This is a genomic window from Pseudomonas fakonensis (assembly GCF_019139895.1).
Taxonomy (GTDB): Bacteria; Pseudomonadota; Gammaproteobacteria; order Pseudomonadales; family Pseudomonadaceae; genus Aquipseudomonas; species Aquipseudomonas fakonensis.
Genome location: NZ_CP077076.1, coordinates 502,398 through 521,185, shown reverse-complemented (window position 1 = coordinate 521,185; position 18,788 = coordinate 502,398). Strand labels below are relative to the sequence as shown.

At 65.1% G+C, this 18,788-nt stretch carries 17 protein-coding genes and 1 tRNA gene; 15 read left to right on the top strand and 3 right to left on the bottom strand.

Annotated elements, in window-relative coordinates; all coding sequences use genetic code 11:
- The first annotated feature begins 36 nt into the window (after positions 1-36).
- Positions 37-3,780, top strand: a complete 3,744-nt coding sequence (locus tag KSS94_RS02225; RefSeq protein ID WP_217841480.1) for an EAL domain-containing protein — start codon at positions 37-39, stop codon at positions 3,778-3,780.
- 17 nt (positions 3,781-3,797) lie between these two features.
- Positions 3,798-3,874 (top strand) — tRNA-Ile (locus tag KSS94_RS02220).
- A gap of 186 nt (positions 3,875-4,060) precedes the next feature.
- Here the strand turns inward: KSS94_RS02220 and prfH are convergent.
- Both prfH and KSS94_RS02210 read right to left on the bottom strand, forming a co-directional pair.
- Complete coding sequence (prfH, locus tag KSS94_RS02215; RefSeq protein WP_217841479.1) at positions 4,061-4,681, bottom strand: peptide chain release factor H; 621 nt, start codon at positions 4,679-4,681, stop codon at positions 4,061-4,063.
- The gene (locus KSS94_RS02210; RefSeq protein WP_217841478.1) at positions 4,681-5,817 is read right to left on the bottom strand and encodes an RNA ligase RtcB family protein; all 1,137 of its coding nucleotides are present in this window, start codon (positions 5,815-5,817) and stop codon (positions 4,681-4,683) included. The genes prfH and KSS94_RS02210 overlap by 1 nt, the downstream gene beginning before the upstream one ends.
- Positions 5,818-6,302: 485 nt before the next feature.
- On the opposite strand from KSS94_RS02210, the gene KSS94_RS02205 reads away from it, so the two are divergent.
- The 13 genes from KSS94_RS02205 (at position 6,303) to KSS94_RS02145 (ending at position 18,573) form a co-directional block, all read left to right on the top strand.
- The gene (locus KSS94_RS02205; protein WP_217841477.1) at positions 6,303-6,680 is read left to right on the top strand and encodes a hypothetical protein; all 378 of its coding nucleotides are present in this window, start codon (positions 6,303-6,305) and stop codon (positions 6,678-6,680) included.
- 122 nt (positions 6,681-6,802) lie between these two features.
- Positions 6,803-7,264: an Lrp/AsnC family transcriptional regulator gene (locus tag KSS94_RS02200; RefSeq protein ID WP_217841476.1), complete on the top strand. Its 462-nt coding sequence runs from the start codon at positions 6,803-6,805 to the stop codon at positions 7,262-7,264.
- Positions 7,265-7,566: 302 nt separating this feature from the next.
- Positions 7,567-7,929: a type II toxin-antitoxin system RelE/ParE family toxin gene (locus KSS94_RS02195; RefSeq protein ID WP_217841475.1), complete on the top strand. Its 363-nt coding sequence runs from the start codon at positions 7,567-7,569 to the stop codon at positions 7,927-7,929.
- Complete coding sequence (locus KSS94_RS02190) at positions 7,907-8,221, top strand: helix-turn-helix domain-containing protein (protein ID WP_217841474.1); 315 nt, start codon at positions 7,907-7,909, stop codon at positions 8,219-8,221. Before KSS94_RS02195 ends, KSS94_RS02190 begins: the two co-directional genes overlap by 23 nt.
- A 162-nt stretch (positions 8,222-8,383) precedes the next feature.
- A complete protein-coding gene (locus KSS94_RS02185; RefSeq protein ID WP_217841473.1) occupies positions 8,384-10,066 on the top strand; it encodes a flavin monoamine oxidase family protein in 1,683 nt (560 codons plus the stop codon).
- A gap of 16 nt (positions 10,067-10,082) precedes the next feature.
- The gene (locus KSS94_RS02180) at positions 10,083-10,868 is read left to right on the top strand and encodes a carbon-nitrogen hydrolase family protein (RefSeq protein ID WP_217841472.1); all 786 of its coding nucleotides are present in this window, start codon (positions 10,083-10,085) and stop codon (positions 10,866-10,868) included.
- Positions 10,869-11,015: 147 nt separating this feature from the next.
- Positions 11,016-13,319: a pyrroloquinoline quinone biosynthesis protein PqqF gene (gene pqqF / locus KSS94_RS02175; RefSeq protein WP_217841471.1), complete on the top strand. Its 2,304-nt coding sequence runs from the start codon at positions 11,016-11,018 to the stop codon at positions 13,317-13,319.
- A gap of 166 nt (positions 13,320-13,485) precedes the next feature.
- Positions 13,486-13,557: a pyrroloquinoline quinone precursor peptide PqqA gene (pqqA, locus tag KSS94_RS02170; protein WP_008365141.1), complete on the top strand. Its 72-nt coding sequence runs from the start codon at positions 13,486-13,488 to the stop codon at positions 13,555-13,557.
- 80 nt (positions 13,558-13,637) lie between these two features.
- Positions 13,638-14,549: a pyrroloquinoline quinone biosynthesis protein PqqB gene (gene pqqB / locus KSS94_RS02165; protein ID WP_217841470.1), complete on the top strand. Its 912-nt coding sequence runs from the start codon at positions 13,638-13,640 to the stop codon at positions 14,547-14,549.
- A gap of 39 nt (positions 14,550-14,588) precedes the next feature.
- The gene (gene pqqC / locus KSS94_RS02160; RefSeq protein WP_217841469.1) at positions 14,589-15,344 is read left to right on the top strand and encodes a pyrroloquinoline-quinone synthase PqqC; all 756 of its coding nucleotides are present in this window, start codon (positions 14,589-14,591) and stop codon (positions 15,342-15,344) included.
- A complete protein-coding gene (gene pqqD, locus KSS94_RS02155) occupies positions 15,341-15,616 on the top strand; it encodes a pyrroloquinoline quinone biosynthesis peptide chaperone PqqD (RefSeq protein ID WP_217841468.1) in 276 nt (91 codons plus the stop codon). The genes pqqC and pqqD overlap by 4 nt, the downstream gene beginning before the upstream one ends.
- Positions 15,609-16,772, top strand: coding sequence for a pyrroloquinoline quinone biosynthesis protein PqqE (gene pqqE / locus KSS94_RS02150; protein ID WP_217843502.1), 1,164 nt, complete (start codon positions 15,609-15,611; stop codon positions 16,770-16,772). Before pqqD ends, pqqE begins: the two co-directional genes overlap by 8 nt.
- The gene (locus tag KSS94_RS02145) at positions 16,765-18,573 is read left to right on the top strand and encodes a S9 family peptidase (RefSeq protein WP_225935829.1); all 1,809 of its coding nucleotides are present in this window, start codon (positions 16,765-16,767) and stop codon (positions 18,571-18,573) included. The genes pqqE and KSS94_RS02145 overlap by 8 nt, the downstream gene beginning before the upstream one ends.
- 34 nt (positions 18,574-18,607) lie before the next feature.
- On the opposite strand, the gene KSS94_RS02140 is transcribed toward KSS94_RS02145, so the two are convergent.
- Complete coding sequence (locus KSS94_RS02140; protein WP_009681539.1) at positions 18,608-18,766, bottom strand: YqaE/Pmp3 family membrane protein; 159 nt, start codon at positions 18,764-18,766, stop codon at positions 18,608-18,610.
- Between the last annotated feature and the right edge of the window lie 22 nt (positions 18,767-18,788).

Below are 18,788 nucleotides of genomic sequence, written 5' to 3'. Positions count from 1 at the left end.
CACTCGTTGTCAGACCCCCTGAATCGAGAGGCCGCTATGCCCCTGATGCCGGCCCTTCTGTTGCTGTTGCTGTGCCTGTGGCACACGACGGCCGGCGCGCTGACCCTGACTGACGAAGAAAAAGCCTGGCTGGCTGCCCACCCGCAACTGCGCCTGGGCGTGGATGCGTCCTGGCCACCGTTCGAGTTCCGCGACCAGGAAGGTCGCTACCAGGGATTGGCCGCCGACTACATCGCGCTCATCCAGGAGCGGCTGGGGGTTACCCTCAAGCCGGTCGAGCCCAGCAGCTGGACCGAGGTGCTCGAGCAGGCGCGCAACAACGGCATCGACCTGCTGCCTGGCATCATGTCCACCCCCGAACGGCAGAACTACCTGTCCTTCACCCGCCCCTACCTCGACTTCCCGATCGTCATCCTCGCCCACTCCGGCGGCCCGCAACCGCGCAACCTCAACGACCTGTACGGCCTGAAAATCGCCGTGGTCGAGAACTACGCACCCCACGAGCTGCTGCGCACCCACCACCCCGACCTCAATTTGGTGGCCATGCCCAACGTCAGCTCCGCGCTGCAGGCCCTGGCCACCGACGAGGTGGACGCGGTGGTCGGCGACCTTGCCTCGAGCATCTGGAGCCTGCGCCAACTCAAGCTCGATGGCCTCTACGTCAGCGGCGAGACGCCCTACCGCTACCAGTTGGCCATGGCCGCCCCGCGGGAGCAGAAGACTCTGGTCGGCATTCTCGACAAGGTCATGGCCGACATGAGCAGCGGCGAGGTCAGCCACATCCAGCAGCGCTGGGTGGGCAACGTGGTCGACCAACGCAGTTTCTGGCACGACATGCTGCTGTACGGCCTGCCCGCCGTCTTGCTGCTGGTGACCATCCTCGCCGTGGTGATCCGCATCAACCGCCGGTTGAGCTCGGAGATTTCCCGGCGCATCGCCCTCGAGCAGGAGCTGCGCAGCAGCGAATACCACTACCGCGGCCTGGTCGAGAGCCTCTCGGCGATCGCCTGGGAGGCAGACGCCAATGACTTCACCTACAACTACGTCTCACCCCACGCCGAGGACCTGCTCGGCTACCCCTTGAGCGAGTGGCTCGAGCCCGGCTTCTGGCGCAGCATCCTGCACCCCGAGGACGCGCTGTGGGCGCAAGCCTATTGCGACAGCGAAACTGCCGCCGGCCGCGACCACAGCCTGGACTACCGGGTATTGCGCGCCGACGGCCACACCCTGTGGGTGCGCAATATCGTCAGCATGATCCAGCACGGCCACAAGCCACTGATGCGCGGCCTGATGATCGACATCAGCGAAACCAAAAACGCCGAGGGCGCCCTGCGCCTGTCCGAGCAGAAGTTCGCCTCGGTGTTCCAGCAATGCCCGGACATTTTGGTCATCGCCCGGCACAGCGACGGCTGCCTGCTGGAGGTGAACGAAGCTTTCGAAGAGCAGATCGGCCTGAGCCCGGCGCAGGTGCTGGGCCGCACCGCCACCGAGCTTGAACTGTGGGGCGTCGGCGGCACCGGCCCGGCGCTGCTCGAACGCCTGCACCGCGGCGGTATCCGCAACATGGAAATGACCTTCCGGCGCAGCAACGGCCAGTTGTTCACCGGCCTCACCTCGGCCGAAACCTTCGAACTCGACGGCACCCTGGCGCTGGTGGTAGCGGTACGCGACATCAGCCAGCTCAAGGAAACCCAGCAGCAGTTGCAAACCTCCGAGGAGAAGTTCGCCAAGGCCTTCCACGCCTCGCCCGATGGCCTGCTGCTGTCGCGCCTGCGCGACGGCATGCTGGTGGAGGTCAACGAAGGCTTCCGCCGCCTGACCGGCTACGACATCAGCCCCGGCATCGACCAGACCGCGCTGGACTTGGGTATCTGGGTCGACCTCAACGAGCGCCAGCAACTGATCGAACTGCTGCACCGCGACGGCTTCGTGCGCGACCTGAGCTGCCACATTCGCCGCAGCGACGGCCAGATACGCCTGTGCGAGCTCTCCGCCCGGCCCCTGCCGATCGGTGACGAGGACTGCATGCTGACCATCGCCCGCGACATCACCGAGCGCCACCTGATGCAGGAAAAACTGCAACTGGCCGCCACGGTGTTCGAAAACACCGCCGAAGGCGTGCTGATCACCGACACCGACCAGCGCATCAGCGCGGTCAACCGCGCCTTCAGCGAGATCACCGGCTACAGCGAAATCGAAGCCCTCGGCCAGACCCCGCGCCTGCTCGCCTCCGGCCAGCACGACAGCGCCTTTTATGCGGCCATGTGGCACCAGCTCACCGCCGAAGGCCACTGGCAGGGCGAGATCTACAACAAGCGCAAGAACGGCGAGCTGTACCCCGGCTGGCTGACCATCAGCGCGGTGCGCAACAACGAGCGCGAGATCACCCACTTCGTCGCCGTGTTCGCCGACATCTCCAGCCTCAAGCACGCCCAGGCCAAGCTCGACTACCAGGCCCACCACGACCCGCTGACCGGCCTGCCCAACCGCACCCTGTTCGAGAACCGCCTGCAGGCAGCCCTGAGTTGCGCGCAGCTATCCAACCGCCAGGGCGCGGTATTGTTCCTCGACCTCGACCGCTTCAAGCACATCAACGACAGCCTTGGCCACCCGGTCGGCGACCTGCTGCTCAAAGGCATCGCGCAACGCCTGAAAGAACAGGTGCGTGACGTCGACACCGTGGCCCGCCTGGGCGGCGACGAGTTCATCATCCTGTTGCCCGGCCTGCACAAACCCAGCGACGCCAGCGCCATCGCCAACAAGCTGCTGGCCTGCTTCCATGCGCCGTTCCAGGCCGGCGAGCACGAGTTCTTCACCAGCGCCAGCATCGGCATCAGCCTGTACCCGCAGGACGGCAGCGACACCGCAGAGCTGATCCGCAATGCCGACGCCGCCATGTACCGCTCCAAGGCCAAGGGCCGCAACCGCGTCGAAGCCTACACCCGCGACCTCACCGCCCAGGCCAGCGAGCGCATCGCCCTGGAACACGAACTGCGCCGTGCCATCGAGCGCAACGAACTGAGCCTGAACTTCCAGCCCAAGTTCAGCCTCAAGACCCAAAGCCTGGTGGGGGCCGAGGCACTGATCCGCTGGACCCACCCAAGCTTCGGCGAAGTGCCGCCCGAGCAGTTCATCCACCTGGCCGAAGAAAACGGCAGCATCCTGCAGATCGGCGACTGGGTGCTGGAGCAGGCCTGCCGGCAAATGCACGCCTGGAAGCGCGCGTATCACGCCTTCGGCCCGTTGTCGGTCAACCTGGCCGGCGCCCAGCTGCGTCAGCCCAGCCTGGCCAAACGCATCGAGCAGTTGCTCAAGACCTACCAGCTCAAGGCCGGTGACCTGCAACTGGAGATCACCGAAAACTTCATCATGAGCCAGGCAGAAGAGGCCCTGGCCATCCTCCACCAGCTCAAGCAACTGGGCGTGCAGTTGGCCATCGACGACTTCGGCACCGGTTATTCTTCGCTCAGCTACCTCAAGCGCCTGCCCCTGGACATCCTCAAGATCGACCAGTCGTTCATCCGCGGCCTGCCCGACGACCCCCACGACGCCGCCATCGCCCGCGCCATCATCGCGCTCGGGCGCAGCATGCAGTTGACCATCATCGCCGAGGGTGTGGAGAACCAGGCCCAGCAGCGCTTCCTCGCCGCCGAAGGCTGCGAACAGATCCAGGGCTACATCGTCAGCCTGCCCCTGCCCCCCGCCGAATTCGCTGCAACCTTCCTGCGCATAGCACTATCGGATCTTTCAGATGGCACGGTATCGAAACCATCGTTATAATCCGGCCCACCTTCTGAGGGCCTATAGCTCAGTCGGTTAGAGCAGAGGACTCATAATCCTTTGGTCCACGGTTCGAGTCCGTGTGGGCCCACCAAAAACCAAAAAGCCGCGCTATTGCGCGGCTTTTGCGTTTTCGGCGGGATCACCTCAGATACGCAATGCTCATTTGCAACTGGTAAACCCGAGTGCGAGCCGGGCCCTTTCCTCATCCGTTTTTGTGTGGCCGGCACCGCCTACGCCGCCCGGCCTGGCTTTTGCTCGACGACTATTCGCACACAATCTACTCGTCAGCCGGCTCGAAGCGCTCGCCACGAAACACCCGACGTGGATTGCCACGCTCGATGCGGTGATGGAACAACCGCCGCTTCGCACGCAGTTCGCTGTCGACCTGCTCTGCGTGTTGCGCCAGGCGTTGGCCGATGAGCAGCAGCGCCAAGCGTTTGTTGGCGTGCTGGCTACGCTCGCTCTGTACCTTGACGCTGACGCCGCTGGCCAGGTGCGTGGCGCGCACTGCCGAGTCGGTGGTGTTGACATGCTGACCACCCGGCCCGGACGAGCGCAAGGTCTCGAAGCGGATCTCGCTCGCCAATTCCGCTGCCGGTGGCGCAAACCGTGCGCCCCCAAAGAACCAGTTCTTGCGCGCATGCCCCGGCCGGTAGGGGCTGCTGCACGTCCATTGCAGCGAGCCCGTCCAGTGATCCGCCAGGCGCTCGGCCTGCTCGCCATCCAGTGTCAGCAACACCGAGCGCAAGGTACCGCGCCGCGGCCCCGGCTCTTCTTCGAGTATCCGTACCGCCACGGCCTGGGCGTCCGCTTCGGCCTGCAGCCTGAGCAATGCCTTGGCCACTGCCAGGGCACATTCTTCCGGCCCCTGAGCCGCCGAGAGTTGCAGTAGGATCATCAGCAGCACCCTCCGCGCGTCTTGTAGGTGAGCACCGGTTTCAGTCGTGCCAGCACGCGAACCAACCCCGCTTCACGCAAGGCACCCACCACCGAGTCGATAGCCTTGTAGGCCTCCGGCGCTTCCTCGTAGATCAGCGCCCGGTCGGCGCAGATCACGCGGCTGCCTAGTGCCGTACGACTCAGTTGCTCGACGCTGTAGCGCGAGGCGAGGCGGTCCTTGCACTCGCTGCGCATCCATTTGCGTCCGGCGCCATGGGCCAGGGACAACAGGCTGCGCTCGTCGGCGATCGGCTGTACCAGGTAGCTGTAGTCGCCACGCGAACCAGGGATCACCACCGCCCCTTGATCCGACGGTGTGGCGCCTTTGCGATGCAGCCAACCATCGAGCCCGTCGACCTGCGCTGGCGACACCAGGTTGTGGTTGATGTCGAGCAGTACATCGCCATCGGCACGCAAGCGGTCGAGCATGCGCCGGGCAATCAACTGACGGTTGGCTTCGGCAAAACGCAGCGCGCCGTCGTGCCGGCCCAGGTAATGAGTGCAGGCCTCGCTGCCCGCCTCTAGTCCGTGATGACCGAACAGGTCGACCTGCTCACGCAAGATCGCCTCGCCCAGACCACGCGAGCCGCTGTGCACCAGCAACAGCAGGTGTTTGCGCTCGATGCCCAAGGCTGCCAGGGCCGCATCGTCGTAGGTTTCATCGAGTTGCTGTAGCTCGGCGAAGTGGTTACCACCACCAATGGTGCCGAGAGAACGCTCGTGCCCCGTGGCAGGCAAACCGAAGCTGGCGACGGCCTCCTGCCACGTCTCGTCGAGCGGCAGGTCGAGGTTGCCAAGGCGTTTCTCCAGCTTGTCCAGATGCAGCTTGGCGGTCGGGATGTCCGTGCGCCACAGCGCCATGCCACAGCCGATGTCATTGCCGACCAGCGCCGGGTACAAACGCCCCACGGAAAAGAATGCCGCGCCGACTGGATAGCCACGCCCCGGATGCAGGTCCGGCATGCCGGCCACCCGATGCATGCCACCTAGGCGAGCGGTGGTTTCGAGTTGCTGGATCGCTTTTCCTTCGATCCAGGTGTCGTCCGCGGCGACCAATACGGCGCCGCCGGACAAATTGCGAATGCAAGTGCCCATAGTCCAATCCTGATGGGTTGAAACAAAAAGATGTTCGGATTGGCAGGCCAGAGGCCGGGCGTTGCGGTACCGCTAACGCGTAGCGGCGAATGCGTTCAAGCCAGGCGCGACCTGCAAAGGGTGATCAACTGCTGCATGATGTACCTCCTTTGCTGTCGGGTGAGAGAAGGCGGGCATCTTAGGTGTGTAATTGCCACCTTGCAACAACCTTGATCACAAAAACAATACACTGGCGGTTCACTAGGTTTGCAGCGTCTCCAGGCAATTCATGATCCTTTGGTCCACGGTTCGAGCCCGTGTGGGCCCAGCAAAAACCAAAAAGCCGCGCTATTGTGCGGCTTTTGCGTTTCTGGCCCCTGCGCCATCGGCACACAGGCAATGTGCCTTTAGCACACCCGTCCTATTTTCTCCCTCGCGGCACCGCCCCAGAATCCCGTGCACTGCTTCGGCACCGGGTCGAAGCCCAGCATCCGAGGGAACGTCACATGAACACCAAGGGAATGATCGGGGCTCTGCTCGTTGCACCCCTGCTGGCCGCACTTGGCGGTTGCGTCGCGCCTGGCGGGCAGCAGCAAGGCTTTGGCAGCCCCCAGGCGGCCAACGCCAACTCGCCCTGCACGCCGTCGGCCAGCGACAACCTGATTTCCACCGGGCGCAGCCTGCTGAGCATCGCCAACTCGGTGCTGGAGACCAAGCAGAACCTGAGCGGCGATTCGGCCACCTATGCCCAACGGGTGAAGGCAGCCGAAAGCGCGCAGAAGGTCGACAAGGGCAACCAGATGATGGACCAGCTTGCCAGCCTGACCGGCAGCGGCAACTCGCCGTGCGCAGCCCCCGTGGCGCAGACCAGCGCTTCGCGTTGATCAGGGCCACCGCGTAACACCCGTCGCCTTCGCAGGTTGCCGCCAGCGCCCACCAGACAGTGCGGGTGCTGGCGACAGCCTGGGATTGCGTTAGGCTAGCGGTCCGAACCCAGGGACCTACCATGCCGGCCACCTCCACCATCGCCCTCGACGACATCGACCGCCAACTGATCGCCCTGCTGCAGATCAACGCCCGCGAAAGCGTCGCCACCCTTGCCCGCCAGCTGGGCATCGCCCGCACCACGGTGAACTCGCGCCTGGAGCGCCTGGAACGGCACAAGGTCATCACCGGCTACGGCGTACGCCTGGGCCAGCGCCTGATCGGCGGCGGCCTGCAGGCCTATGTCGGCATCAAGGCGCAGCCGCGCTCGGGCAAGGAAATCGTGCGCCACCTCAGCGCCATGGGCCAGGTGCAGCAACTGTGTGCGGTCAGCGGCGAGTTCGATTATGTAGCCTGGCTGCACAGCGACTCGCCCGAACAGCTCGACCAGCTGCTCGACCAGATCGGCAGCCTGGACGGGGTGGAGAAAACCACCACCTCGATCATCCTCAGCAGCAAGGTGGACCGCGGGCAGCCTGGCTGATTGCACCGGCGCCATCAGGCGCCATTGCATCAACCAGGCCCTCCATCGGCATTGGCGACAGGCAGCGCAAGACAATTCTTCGTTTCCGTCGGATCTGTCAGAAATAAGCAGCTGCCAACCCCAGCTTGCTGCTTTCAGCCCTTCCAGCACCTCAGGAACCTCAAGAACCTTCTGTTTAACGACATATCCAGCAACTCTCCCCACCCCCTGACTACCTGCCAATCCCATTTAGGCTCAGTTCAGTCCGCCCCATTGACGGACCGTCTATTCCACCTAAAATATACGCAGGTAACGTACAAAGCATGGATGCCCTGTTTGTTGAACTGCCCGCTTTCGAGCGCCATCGCCCCGAGTATCTGGACGATGAGGATTTCAGGCTTCTGCAACGGCTGTTACTGCTGCATCCGCATGCTGGTGACCTTATCAAGGGTACGGGCGGCCTGAGAAAGGTGCGTTTCGCAGATGCGCACCGCCATAAGGGAAAACGAGGCGGCACCCGGGTCATCTACTACTGGTGGGCAGCCGGCCAGCAGTTCTGGCTGTTCACGCTGTACGGCAAGGAAATCCAGGACGACCTGAGCCCACCGCAACGCCAAGCCCTGAAGCAACTGCTCGAATGCGAGTACCTGAGGAGAACAACCAATGCCACGCAACATCTTCACTGAACTCACCGAAGGCTTTGGCGCGCTCGCCGGCGAGCGTGCCGGCAAGCTCACCCTGCGCTCGCACAAGGTCAGCTTCGCAGAGTTGGCTCCCCTGGCCCCGAATGAACTGGTCGAACTGCGCCAGCGCCTGAACATGTCACGCGCGGTATTCGCCGCTTACCTGCGCACCAACGTACGCACCCTGGAAAACTGGGAACAAGGCCGCTCTCAGCCCAATGCCCAGGCCATTGCCCTGATTCGCCTGGTGCAGAAATACCCGCAGACCGTAGATCACCTGGCCTCTCTGACCTGAACCGTCACATTGTCTTAAATGTTATACATAACGACCAATCAAGAAGCATAACGACAACAATCTGCATCTTATTTACGAACACCCCGCTCCCTAAAATGACCCCCAGGCATTTCCTATACTCAGGCTCCGCCCGCAGCGCAGCCCCTCTGGCAAGGTCACTCCATGAACAACAACAACCGCCACCCCGCCGACGGTAAAAAGCCGATCACCATCTTCGGCCCGGACTTCCCCTTCGCCTTCGACGACTGGCTGGAGCACCCTGCCGGCCTGGGCAGTATCCCCACCGAGCGGCACGGTGAAGAAGTGGCGATTGTCGGTGGCGGCATCGCCGGGCTGGTGGCGGCCTACGAGCTGATGAAGCTGGGCCTCAAACCTGTGGTGTACGAGGCCTCCAAGCTGGGTGGCCGGCTGCGCTCGCAGGCCTTCAACGGCACCGACGGCATCGTCGCCGAACTGGGCGGCATGCGTTTCCCGGTGTCGTCCACCGCCTTCTACCACTACGTCGACAAGCTGGGCCTTGAGACCAAGCCCTTCCCCAACCCGCTGACCCCGGCATCGGGCAGCACGGTGATCGACCTCGAAGGCCAGACCTACTACGCCGAGAAAGCCGCCGACCTGCCGCAGCTGTTCCACGAAGTGGCCGAGGCCTGGGCCGACGCCCTGGAGAGCGGCGCGCAGTTCGGCGACATCCAGCAGGCCATCCGCGATCGCGACGTGCCACGTCTCAAAGAACTGTGGAACAAGCTGGTGCCGCTGTGGGACGACCGCACCTTCTACGACTTCGTCGCCACCTCGCGCTCGTTCGCCAAGCTGAGCTTCCAGCACCGTGAAGTGTTCGGCCAGGTGGGCTTCGGCACCGGCGGTTGGGACTCGGACTTCCCCAACTCGATGCTGGAAATCTTCCGCGTGGTGATGACCAACTGCGACGACCACCAGCACCTGGTGGTGGGTGGCGTCGAGCAGGTGCCCCAGGGCATCTGGCGCCATGTGCCGGAGCGCTGCGCCCACTGGCCGGCCGGCACCAGCCTCAGCGGCCTGCACGGCGGCGCGCCGCGCACCGGGGTCAAGCGCATCGCCCGCGCCAGCAACGGGCGCCTGGCAGTCACCGACAACTATGGCGATGTGCGCCACTACGCGGCGGTGCTCACCACCTGCCAGAGCTGGCTGCTGACCACCCAGATCGACTGCGAGGAAGCGCTGTTCTCGCAAAAGATGTGGATGGCCCTGGACCGCACCCGCTACATGCAGTCATCGAAAACCTTCGTCATGGTCGACCGGCCGTTCTGGAAGGACAAAGACCCGCAAACCGGCCGCGACCTGCTGAGCATGACCCTCACCGACCGCCTCACCCGCGGCACCTACCTGTTCGACAACGGCGACGACAAGCCCGGGGTGATCTGCCTGTCCTACGCCTGGATGAGCGACGCCCTGAAGATGCTGCCGCACCCCACAGAAAAGCGTGTGCAACTGGCCCTGGACGCGCTGAAGAAGATCTACCCGAAAACCGACATCGCCGGGCACATCATCGGCGACCCGATCACCATCTCGTGGGAGGCCGACCCGCATTTTCTCGGTGCCTTCAAAGGTGCGCTGCCGGGCCACTACCGCTATAACCAGCGCATGTACGCACACTTCATGCAGCAGGACATGCCCGCCGAGCAGCGCGGCATGTTCATCGCCGGCGACGACGTGTCGTGGACCCCGGCCTGGGTCGAAGGTGCGGTGCAGACCTCGCTGAATGCGGTGTGGGGTATCATCCACCACTTCGGCGGCCACACCCACCCGGACAACCCAGGCCCGGGCGATGTGTTCCACGACATCGGCCCCATCGCCCTGGCCGACTGAGCGAAGGAGTAGCACCATGCGCATCGCCCTGTACCAAGGCACCCCCGGCCCGCTGGATGTGCCCGGCAACCTCGAACGCCTGCAACGCCAGGCCGAGCTTGCCGCCAGCCGCGGCGCGCAACTGCTGGTGTGTCCGGAGATGTTCCTCAGCGGCTACAACATCGGCCTGGAGCAAGCCAGCCGCCTGGCCGAGGCCAGCGATGGCCCGGCGGCCATGCGCGTGGTGCAGATTGCCCAGGCCCATCGCATCGCCATCGCCTACGGCTACCCCGAGCGCGGCGACGACGGTGCGTTGTACAACAGCGTGCAACTGATCGACGCCCACGGCCGCAGCCTGTGCAACTACCGCAAGACCCACCTGTTCGGCGAGCTCGACCGCGCCATGTTCAGCCCCGGCGCCGACCACTTCCCGGTGGTCGAGCTGGACGGCTGGAAGGTCGGCCTGCTGATCTGCTACGACATCGAGTTCCCCGAGAACGCCAGGCGCCTGGCCCTGGCCGGTGCCGAGCTGATTCTGGTGCCGACCGCCAACATGACCCCCTACGACTTTGTCTGCCAGGTGACCGTGCGCTCCCGGGCGCAGGAAAACCAGTGCTACCTGGTGTACGCCAATTACTGCGCAAGCGAAGGGGATATCCACTACTGCGGGCAGAGCAGCATCGTCGGACCGGACGGCAGCCTGCTGGCGATGGCCGGGCGCGAAGAGTGCCAGTTGCTGGCAGACCTTGAGCATGAGCAGGTGCGCAAGGGGCGCCTGGCGTTCCCGTACCTGGCAGACCTGCGCCGGGACTTGCACCGGTAACCGGGGCCGCGTTGCGGCCCCATCGCCGGCAAGCCGGCTCCTACATAGGCCCCGTTACCCAATCAACCACGCCAACCCTGTAGGAGCCGGCTTGCCGGCGATGAGGCCTGCACAGACAACCCCGCCATACCGCGCTAGCATTGCCCCATGCCCGACACCCTCAAGCACCTCACCCTACCCAACGGCCTGCACCTCACCCTGCGCCACGCCCCGCGCCTGAAGCGCGCCGCCGTGGCCCTGCGGGTACACGCCGGCAGCCACGACGCGCCTGCCAGGTGGCCGGGCCTGGCCCACTTCCTCGAACACCTGTTCTTCCTCGGCACCCCGCGCTTCCCCATGGAAGACGGCCTGATGCGCTACGTGCAGACTCTCGGCGGCCAGGTCAATGCCAGCACCCGCGAACGTACCACCGACTACTTCTTCGAAGTGCCACCCGCCGCCCTGGCCGGTGCCCTGGAGCGCTTGTGCCAGATGCTCGCCGAACCGGACCTGGGGCTTGCCCGCCAGCGCCGCGAGCGCGAGGTGATCCATGCCGAGTTCATCGCCTGGTCACGCAACCCCGAGGCCCAACAGCAGTTCGCCTTGCTGCAGGCGGTATCGCCACGCCACCCGCTCAGCGCCTTTCATGCTGGCAACCGTCACAGCCTGGTGCTGGGCAACCCCGCCTTCCAGCAAGCCCTGGTGCACTTCCACCAAGGTTTCTACCACGGCGGGCAGATCACCCTGAGCCTGGCCGGCCCGCAACCACTGGAGCACCTGCAACAGCTCGGCCGGCAGTTCGGGGCGCTGTTCGGCAAAGGGCAGCGGGCTGAGCAGCAAGCCCCACCGCCACTGCTCGACGGGCCATTACTGCCCGCGCAGGGTGACGACCTGCTGTTCGCCCATGACGGCCTGCCAGCTGGCGCCGAGCAGGCCCTGGGCCTGCTGCTCAGCCACCTCACCGACACCCGTGCCGGCAGCTGGCTGGCCGAACTGCGCCAGCGCGGCTGGCTACGCGACTGCAAGGTGCAGCTGCTGCATGCCCACGCCGGGCAACTGTTGTGGCACCTCAAGCTGCAGCTGGCCGAGGCCGCCAACCGCAACCAGGCACACGCGCTGCTGTATAGCTGGTTGGGGTTCTTGCGCCGGCAGGATCGCCAACGCCTCAACCACAGCTACGCCCGCCTGCAACAGCGCCAGGAACAAACCGCCAGCGCCCTGGAGCTGGCACGCCGCGACAGCACCGGCCAAACTTTCGACGGGCTGGGCGCGCAATGCCTGGCGGCGCTTGATGCATTACTGGACGACCTGCCCCACACCCCCTCAGGTCACTGGCAGTTACCAGTGGACGACCCCCTGCTGGACAACACTCTCGGCCCGGCAGCCGCCCCATTGCCGCCCGGCATGACCGTCAGCGAAGCCGTACCGGCCTCCCGCCAGTTCGCCGCGCTGCACCTGCGCTGGCAGGTCAGTTCGCCGCTGCGCGTGCGCTTCTGGCCGATACTCGAACGCGCCCTGCAGCCGCTACAGGCGCGCGCCGAGCGGGCTTCGTTGCAACTGGGGCTGAACTGCGCCGGTGAATACTGGCACCTGCGTATCGCCGGGCAACCCGAGCCGGCGATCAAAGCTGTGAACGAGGCGCTCGCGTTACTGCACTGCCCGGCCGCCGAACACTGGCATGCCCCCCTTGCCGCCGAACCGCCGCTAATCCCCCTGAGGGCATTGCTCAAGGCACTGCCAGGCGCCCTGCAAGCTGTTGGTGATCATCCACAACCCGCCTGCCTGCTCGACCACCCCTTGCTCGAAAGCCTTTGGCAGCACGCCCGCTGGCAAGGCCTGGCAAGTGGCTTCGACAGCAGCCAGCTCGGCGCCCTGGGTGCCGCGCTGCAAGACATCGTGAGCCAACCGGACGAGCTCGCCCCGCCACCGCCCTTGCAGGGCATGCACTGGAAGCAGGTCGACACCTCAGCCAGCGAAGCGGCACTGCTGCTGTTCTGCCCGCTGCCAGAGGCTTTGCAACCTGCCGGGCGCCTGCTCGCACACCTGATGCAAGGCCCGGTGTACCAGCGCCTGCGGGTCGAGCTGCAACTGGGCTATGCGGTGTTCAGTGCCTTTCGTCAGGTCGAAGGGGTCGGCGGCCTGCTGTTTGGCGTGCAGTCACCCAACGCCAGCCACCAGCAGATCCTCGACCACCTGTTGGGCCTGTTGCACGAAGGCGTGCAATTGAACGCAAGCGCCCGCCGGCAACTGGCCGAGCAGTTCGACGAAGCCACCATGACCAACGCCGAGGTGTCGGAGTGGCTGTGGCAGGCGTACATCGCGAAACACAATTCAGACCTCTCCTACATACGCTGGTCTATCCTCAGTGCCGAGCAGCACGCGCTGGATGACCTGTTGCAGCAGTTGATCAGTGCCCGCCACGGCTGGCTGTGCCTGGCCAATACCGCTGCTCCAGATGCGCGCTGGCGATAGAGACAAGGGGATTGTTACCTGAAACGTAACAGCGCTTTTCGAAGAATTAACCTTTCAGTACATTTAATTCTTGTAAGATAGCGCAACCCCGTTCAAGGGAACCTCCTGCTCCAGGCGGCACCCAATAAACAGCTGTTCAACCCACCCAACCGGAAGGAGACATCCCATGTGGACCAAACCTGCTTACACCGACCTGCGTATCGGCTTCGAAGTCACCATGTACTTCGCCAGCCGCTGATCAGCGCCATTGCGGTTCAACGCCTCGGCCCGCCGGGGCGTTTTCGTTTTCAAATACGCTTCAACGGATAGAGAGTGGCCATGCACATCCAGATTCTCGGCTCTGCCGCCGGTGGCGGGTTCCCGCAGTGGAACTGCAACTGCGTCAACTGCAAGGGTTATCGCGACGGCACCCTGCGCGCCACGGCACGCACCCAGTCGTCCATCGCCCTGTCCGATGACGGCGAGCACTGGATTTTGTGCAACGCCTCGCCCGACATCCGCGCCCAGTTGCAGGCCTTCGCGCCGATGCAGCCAGCCCGGGCCCTGCGTGATACCGGCATCGACGCCATCGTCCTGCTGGACAGCCAGATCGACCACACCACCGGCCTGCTCAGCCTGCGTGAAGGTTGCCCGCACAAGGTGTGGTGCACCGACATGGTCCACCAGGACCTGACCACCGGTTTTCCGCTGTTCAACATGCTCAGCCACTGGAACGGCGGCCTTGAGTGGAACCGCATCGAGCTTGAAGGCAGCTTCGTCATCGACGCCTGCCCCAACCTGCGCTTCACCCCCTTCCCGCTGCGCAGCGCCGCGCCGCCCTACTCACCGCACCGCTTCGACCCGCACCCGGGCGACAACCTCGGCCTGCTGGTCGAGGATACCCGTACCGGCGGCAAGCTGTTCTACGCCCCGGGCCTGGGCCAGGTGGACGACAAGCTGCTGGCGATGATGCACGGCGCCGACTGCCTGCTGGTGGACGGCACCCTGTGGGAGGATGACGAGATGCAGCGCCGCGGTGTCGGCACCCGTACCGGCCGCGAGATGGGCCACCTGGCGCAGAACGGCCCCGGCGGCATGCTCGAGGTGCTGGACGGCTTCGCGCGCCAGCGCAAGGTGCTTATCCACATCAACAACACCAACCCGATTCTCGACGAAGACTCGCCCGAGCGGGCCGAGGTGCAGCGCCGGGGCGTGGAAGTGGCCTTCGACGGCATGAGCATCGAGTTGTAAAGGCTGCCCTTGCACAACCACCCCTCACAGGAGCCCCCCATGAGCGATGCAATGCCCCTGTCCCCTGCCGAATTCGAGCAGGCCCTGCGCGCCAAGGGCGCCTTCTACCACATCCACCACCCCTACCACGTGGCGATGTACGAAGGCCGCGCCAGCCGCGAGCAGATCCAGGGCTGGGTAGCCAACCGCTTCTACTACCAGGTCAACATCCCGCTGAAGGATGCCGCGATCCTGGCCAACTGCCCGGACCGCGAAATCCGCCGCGAGTGGATCCAGCGCCTGCTCGACCACGACGGCGCCCCCGGCGAGGATGGTGGCATCGAAGCCTGGCTGCGCCTGGGCCAGGCCGTAGGCCTGGACCCCGACCAACTGCGCAGTCAGGAGCTGGTGCTGCCCGGCGTGCGTTTTGCGGTGGACGCCTACGTCAACTTCGCCCGCCGCGCCAGCTGGCAGGAAGCCGCCAGCAGCTCGCTGACCGAGCTGTTCGCCCCGCAAATCCACCAGTCGCGCCTGGACAGCTGGCCGCAGCACTACCCGTGGATAGACCCGGCCGGCTATCAGTACTTTCGCACTCGCCTGGGCCAGGCCCGGCGTGATGTGGAGCACGGCCTGGCGATCACCCTGCAGCACTACACCACCCGCACGGGCCAGGAGCGTATGCTGGAAATCCTGCAGTTCAAGCTGGATATCCTGTGGAGCATGCTCGACGCCATGAGCATGGCCTACGAGCTGAACCGCCCGCCTTATCACACCGTCACCGATCAACGGGTATGGCACAAGGGGATCGCCCTATGAGTTTCGACCGCAACCTCACGCCCAACTGGCGCCCCGGCTACCGCTTCCAGTACGAACCGGCGCAAAAGGGCCACGTGCTGCTGTACCCCGAAGGCATGATCAAGCTGAATGAAAGTGCCGGGCTGATCGGCGGGCTGGTCGACGGCCAACGCAGCGTCGCGGCCATCATCGCCGAGCTGCAGCAGCAATTCCCCGATGTGCCCGAAGTCGGTGACGACATCGAGCAGTTCATGGAGGTGGCCCGTGCCGAACACTGGATCACCCTTGCCTGAGGGTAATGCGCCAGCAACCTCGCCAGGCACTCCCCGCGATCAGGTCGGCCTGCCGCTGTGGTTGCTGGCCGAACTCACCTACCGCTGCCCGCTGCAATGCCCGTACTGCTCCAACCCCCTGGACTTTGCCAAGCAGGGCAAGGAACTGAGCACCGAACAGTGGTTCAAGGTAATGGCCCAAGCCCGCGAAATGGGCGCCGCGCAAATCGGCTTTTCCGGCGGCGAGCCGCTGGTGCGCCAGGACCTTGCCGATCTGATCGGCGAAGCCCGACGCCTGGGCTACTACACCAACCTGATCACCTCCGGTATCGGCCTCACCGAGCACAAGATCGCGGCCTTCAAGCAAGCCGGGCTGGACCATATCCAGATCAGCTTCCAGGCCAGCGACGAGCAGGTGAACAACCTGCTGGCCGGCTCGAAAAAGGCCTTCGCGCAAAAGCTGGAGATGGCCCGGGCGGTCAAGGCCCATGGCTACCCCATGGTGCTGAACTTCGTCACCCATCGGCACAACATCGACGAGATCGACCGCATCATCGAGCTGTGCATTGCCCTTGAAGCCGACTTCGTCGAGCTCGCCACCTGCCAGTTCTACGGCTGGGCGCACCTCAACCGCCTCGGCCTGCTACCGACCCGCGAGCAATTGGAACGGGCCGAGCGAATCACCAACCAGTACCGCGAAAAGCTCAAGGCCGCAGGCAGCGCCTGCAAGCTGATCTTCGTCACCCCGGACTACTATGAGGAGCGCCCCAAGGCCTGCATGAACGGCTGGGGCAGCCTGTTCCTCACCATCACCCCCGACGGCACCGCCCTGCCCTGCCATGGCGCGCGCCAGTTGCCGGTGCAGTTCCCCAACGTGCGTGACCATGACCTGCAGCACATCTGGTACGACTCGTTCGGCTTCAACCGTTTTCGCGGCTACGACTGGATGCCCGAGCCGTGCCGCTCGTGCGACGAAAAAGAGAAAGACTTCGGCGGCTGCCGCTGCCAGGCCTTCATGCTCACCGGCGACGCCAGCAAGGCGGACCCGGTGTGCGGCAAGTCACCGGACCACGGCATCATCCTCAAGGCCCGCGAAGAGGCCGAACACGCCACGCTGGAGATCGAGCAGATGACCTTGCGCAACGCACGTAATTCCCAGGTCATCGCCCGTGGCTGAGTTCAGCGCTGCCCAGGCGGTGGCCGCCGGTACCGACTTCGCCGAACTGAAGGTCAGCATCGATGGCCTGTTCTGGGTCGAATTTCGCCCCGCCGACGGTGCCTGCCGGGTGTGGCACTGGCTCTACCACCAGGCCCGCTGCCTGACCCCCGAGGGCTTCAGCGTGCGCAGCCGGGTGTACGAATACGGCGGCGGCAGCTTTTGCCTGGGCGGCGACGGGCTATTGTTCGTCAACGAAAAGGACCAGCAGGTCTACACCCAGGCACTGGACGGCTCGGCCCCCGTCGCACTGACCCGCGACGGCGCCTGCCGCTACGGCGACCTGCAGTGGCACGACGGCATGCTGCTGATGGTCGAGGAGCGCCACACCGAGCAGGTGGAGCACCGCCTGGTGGCACTGAATGATGGCATGCGCCAGGTGCTGGCCGAAGGGGCGGACTTCTACGCCTCGCCAACCCTCAGCCCTGACGGCCAGCGCCTGGCCTGGGTCGAGTGGGACCGCCCCGCCCAGCCGTGGACCGTCACCCGCCTGATGTGCCGCCAGCGCGATGGCGAAGGCTGGGGCCCGGCGCGCTGCATGGCCGGTGCTGACGAGTCGCTGCAGCAACCCCGCTTCGACGCAGCCGGCCGGCTGTACTGCCTGTCCGACCGCAACGGCCACTGGCAGCCCTGGGGCGAAGTCGATGGCCACTGGCAGGCCCTGCCCGCCGCAGCCGCCGACCACGCCGCGGCGCCCTGGCAGCTGGGCGCCAGCACCTGGTTGCCCCTGGGCCCGGCGAGCTACCTGGCCACCTGGTTCGAAAATGGCTTTGGCCAGCTGGGCCTGCGCAGCAGCGGCGGCGAAATGGCACGCTACGCCAGCGCCTACACCCGCTTTCGCAGCCTGGCGATGGACGCCGACCAGCTCTACGCCATCGCCGCCTCGCCCATCAGCCCGCCCGCCGTTATCGCCATCGACCGGCACAGCCACGCAGTCAGCATCCTGGCTGGCGGCGCTGAAGTGCTGCCAGCCGCACGCATCAGCCAACCCCAGCCGCTGCGCTACCCCAGCGGTGATGGCGAGGCCCATGGTTTCTTCTACCCGGCCATGACCGGCAAGGGCCCGGCGCCACTGGTGCTGTTCATTCACGGCGGCCCGACCTCGGCCTGCTACCCGGTACTCGACCCGCGCATCCAGTACTGGACGCAGCGCGGCTTCGCCGTGGCCGACCTCAACTACCGTGGCAGCAGCGGCTATGGCCGTGCCTATCGCCAGGCGTTGCACCTGCGCTGGGGTGAAGCCGACGTGGAGGATGCCTGCGCAGTGGTGACCCACCTGGCCGAGCAGGGGCTGGTCGACCCGGGCAAGGCCTTCATTCGCGGTGGCAGTGCCGGCGGCTACACCACCCTCTGCGCCCTGGCCTTCCACGATGTGTTCCGCGCCGGCGCCAGCCTGTATGGCGTCAGCGATCCGCTGGCGCTGGGCCGGGCTACCCACAAGTTCGAAGGCGACTACCTCGACTGGCTGATCGGCGACCCGGAGCAGGATGCCGAGCGCTACCGCCAGCGCACGCCGCTGCTGCACGCCGAGCATATTCGCGTGCCGGTGATCTTCTTCCAGGGTGAGCTGGATGCGGTGGTGGTGCCGGAGCAGACCCGCTCGATGCTGGCCGCGTTGCAGGCCAACGGCATCGAGGCGGTCGGGCATTTTTACCAGGGCGAGCGCCATGGCTTTCGCCAGGCGGCCAACCTGGCCCATGCGCTGGAGGAGGAGTGGAAGTTCTATTGCCAGGTGCTGGCCGAGACGACGCCCTCACGGTAGGAGCCGGCTTGCCGGCTCCTACAGAGGCATGCTTCTAACGCTTGGCGATGATGTACACCGCATGCACGATCCCCGGAATGTACCCTAACAGCGTCAGCAGGATGTTCAGCCAGAACGCCCCACCGAAGCCGACCTGAAGGAACACCCCAAGCGGCGGCAGAATGATCGCGATGATGATGCGGATGAAGTCCATACGAAGCGCTCCTTGAAGGGTT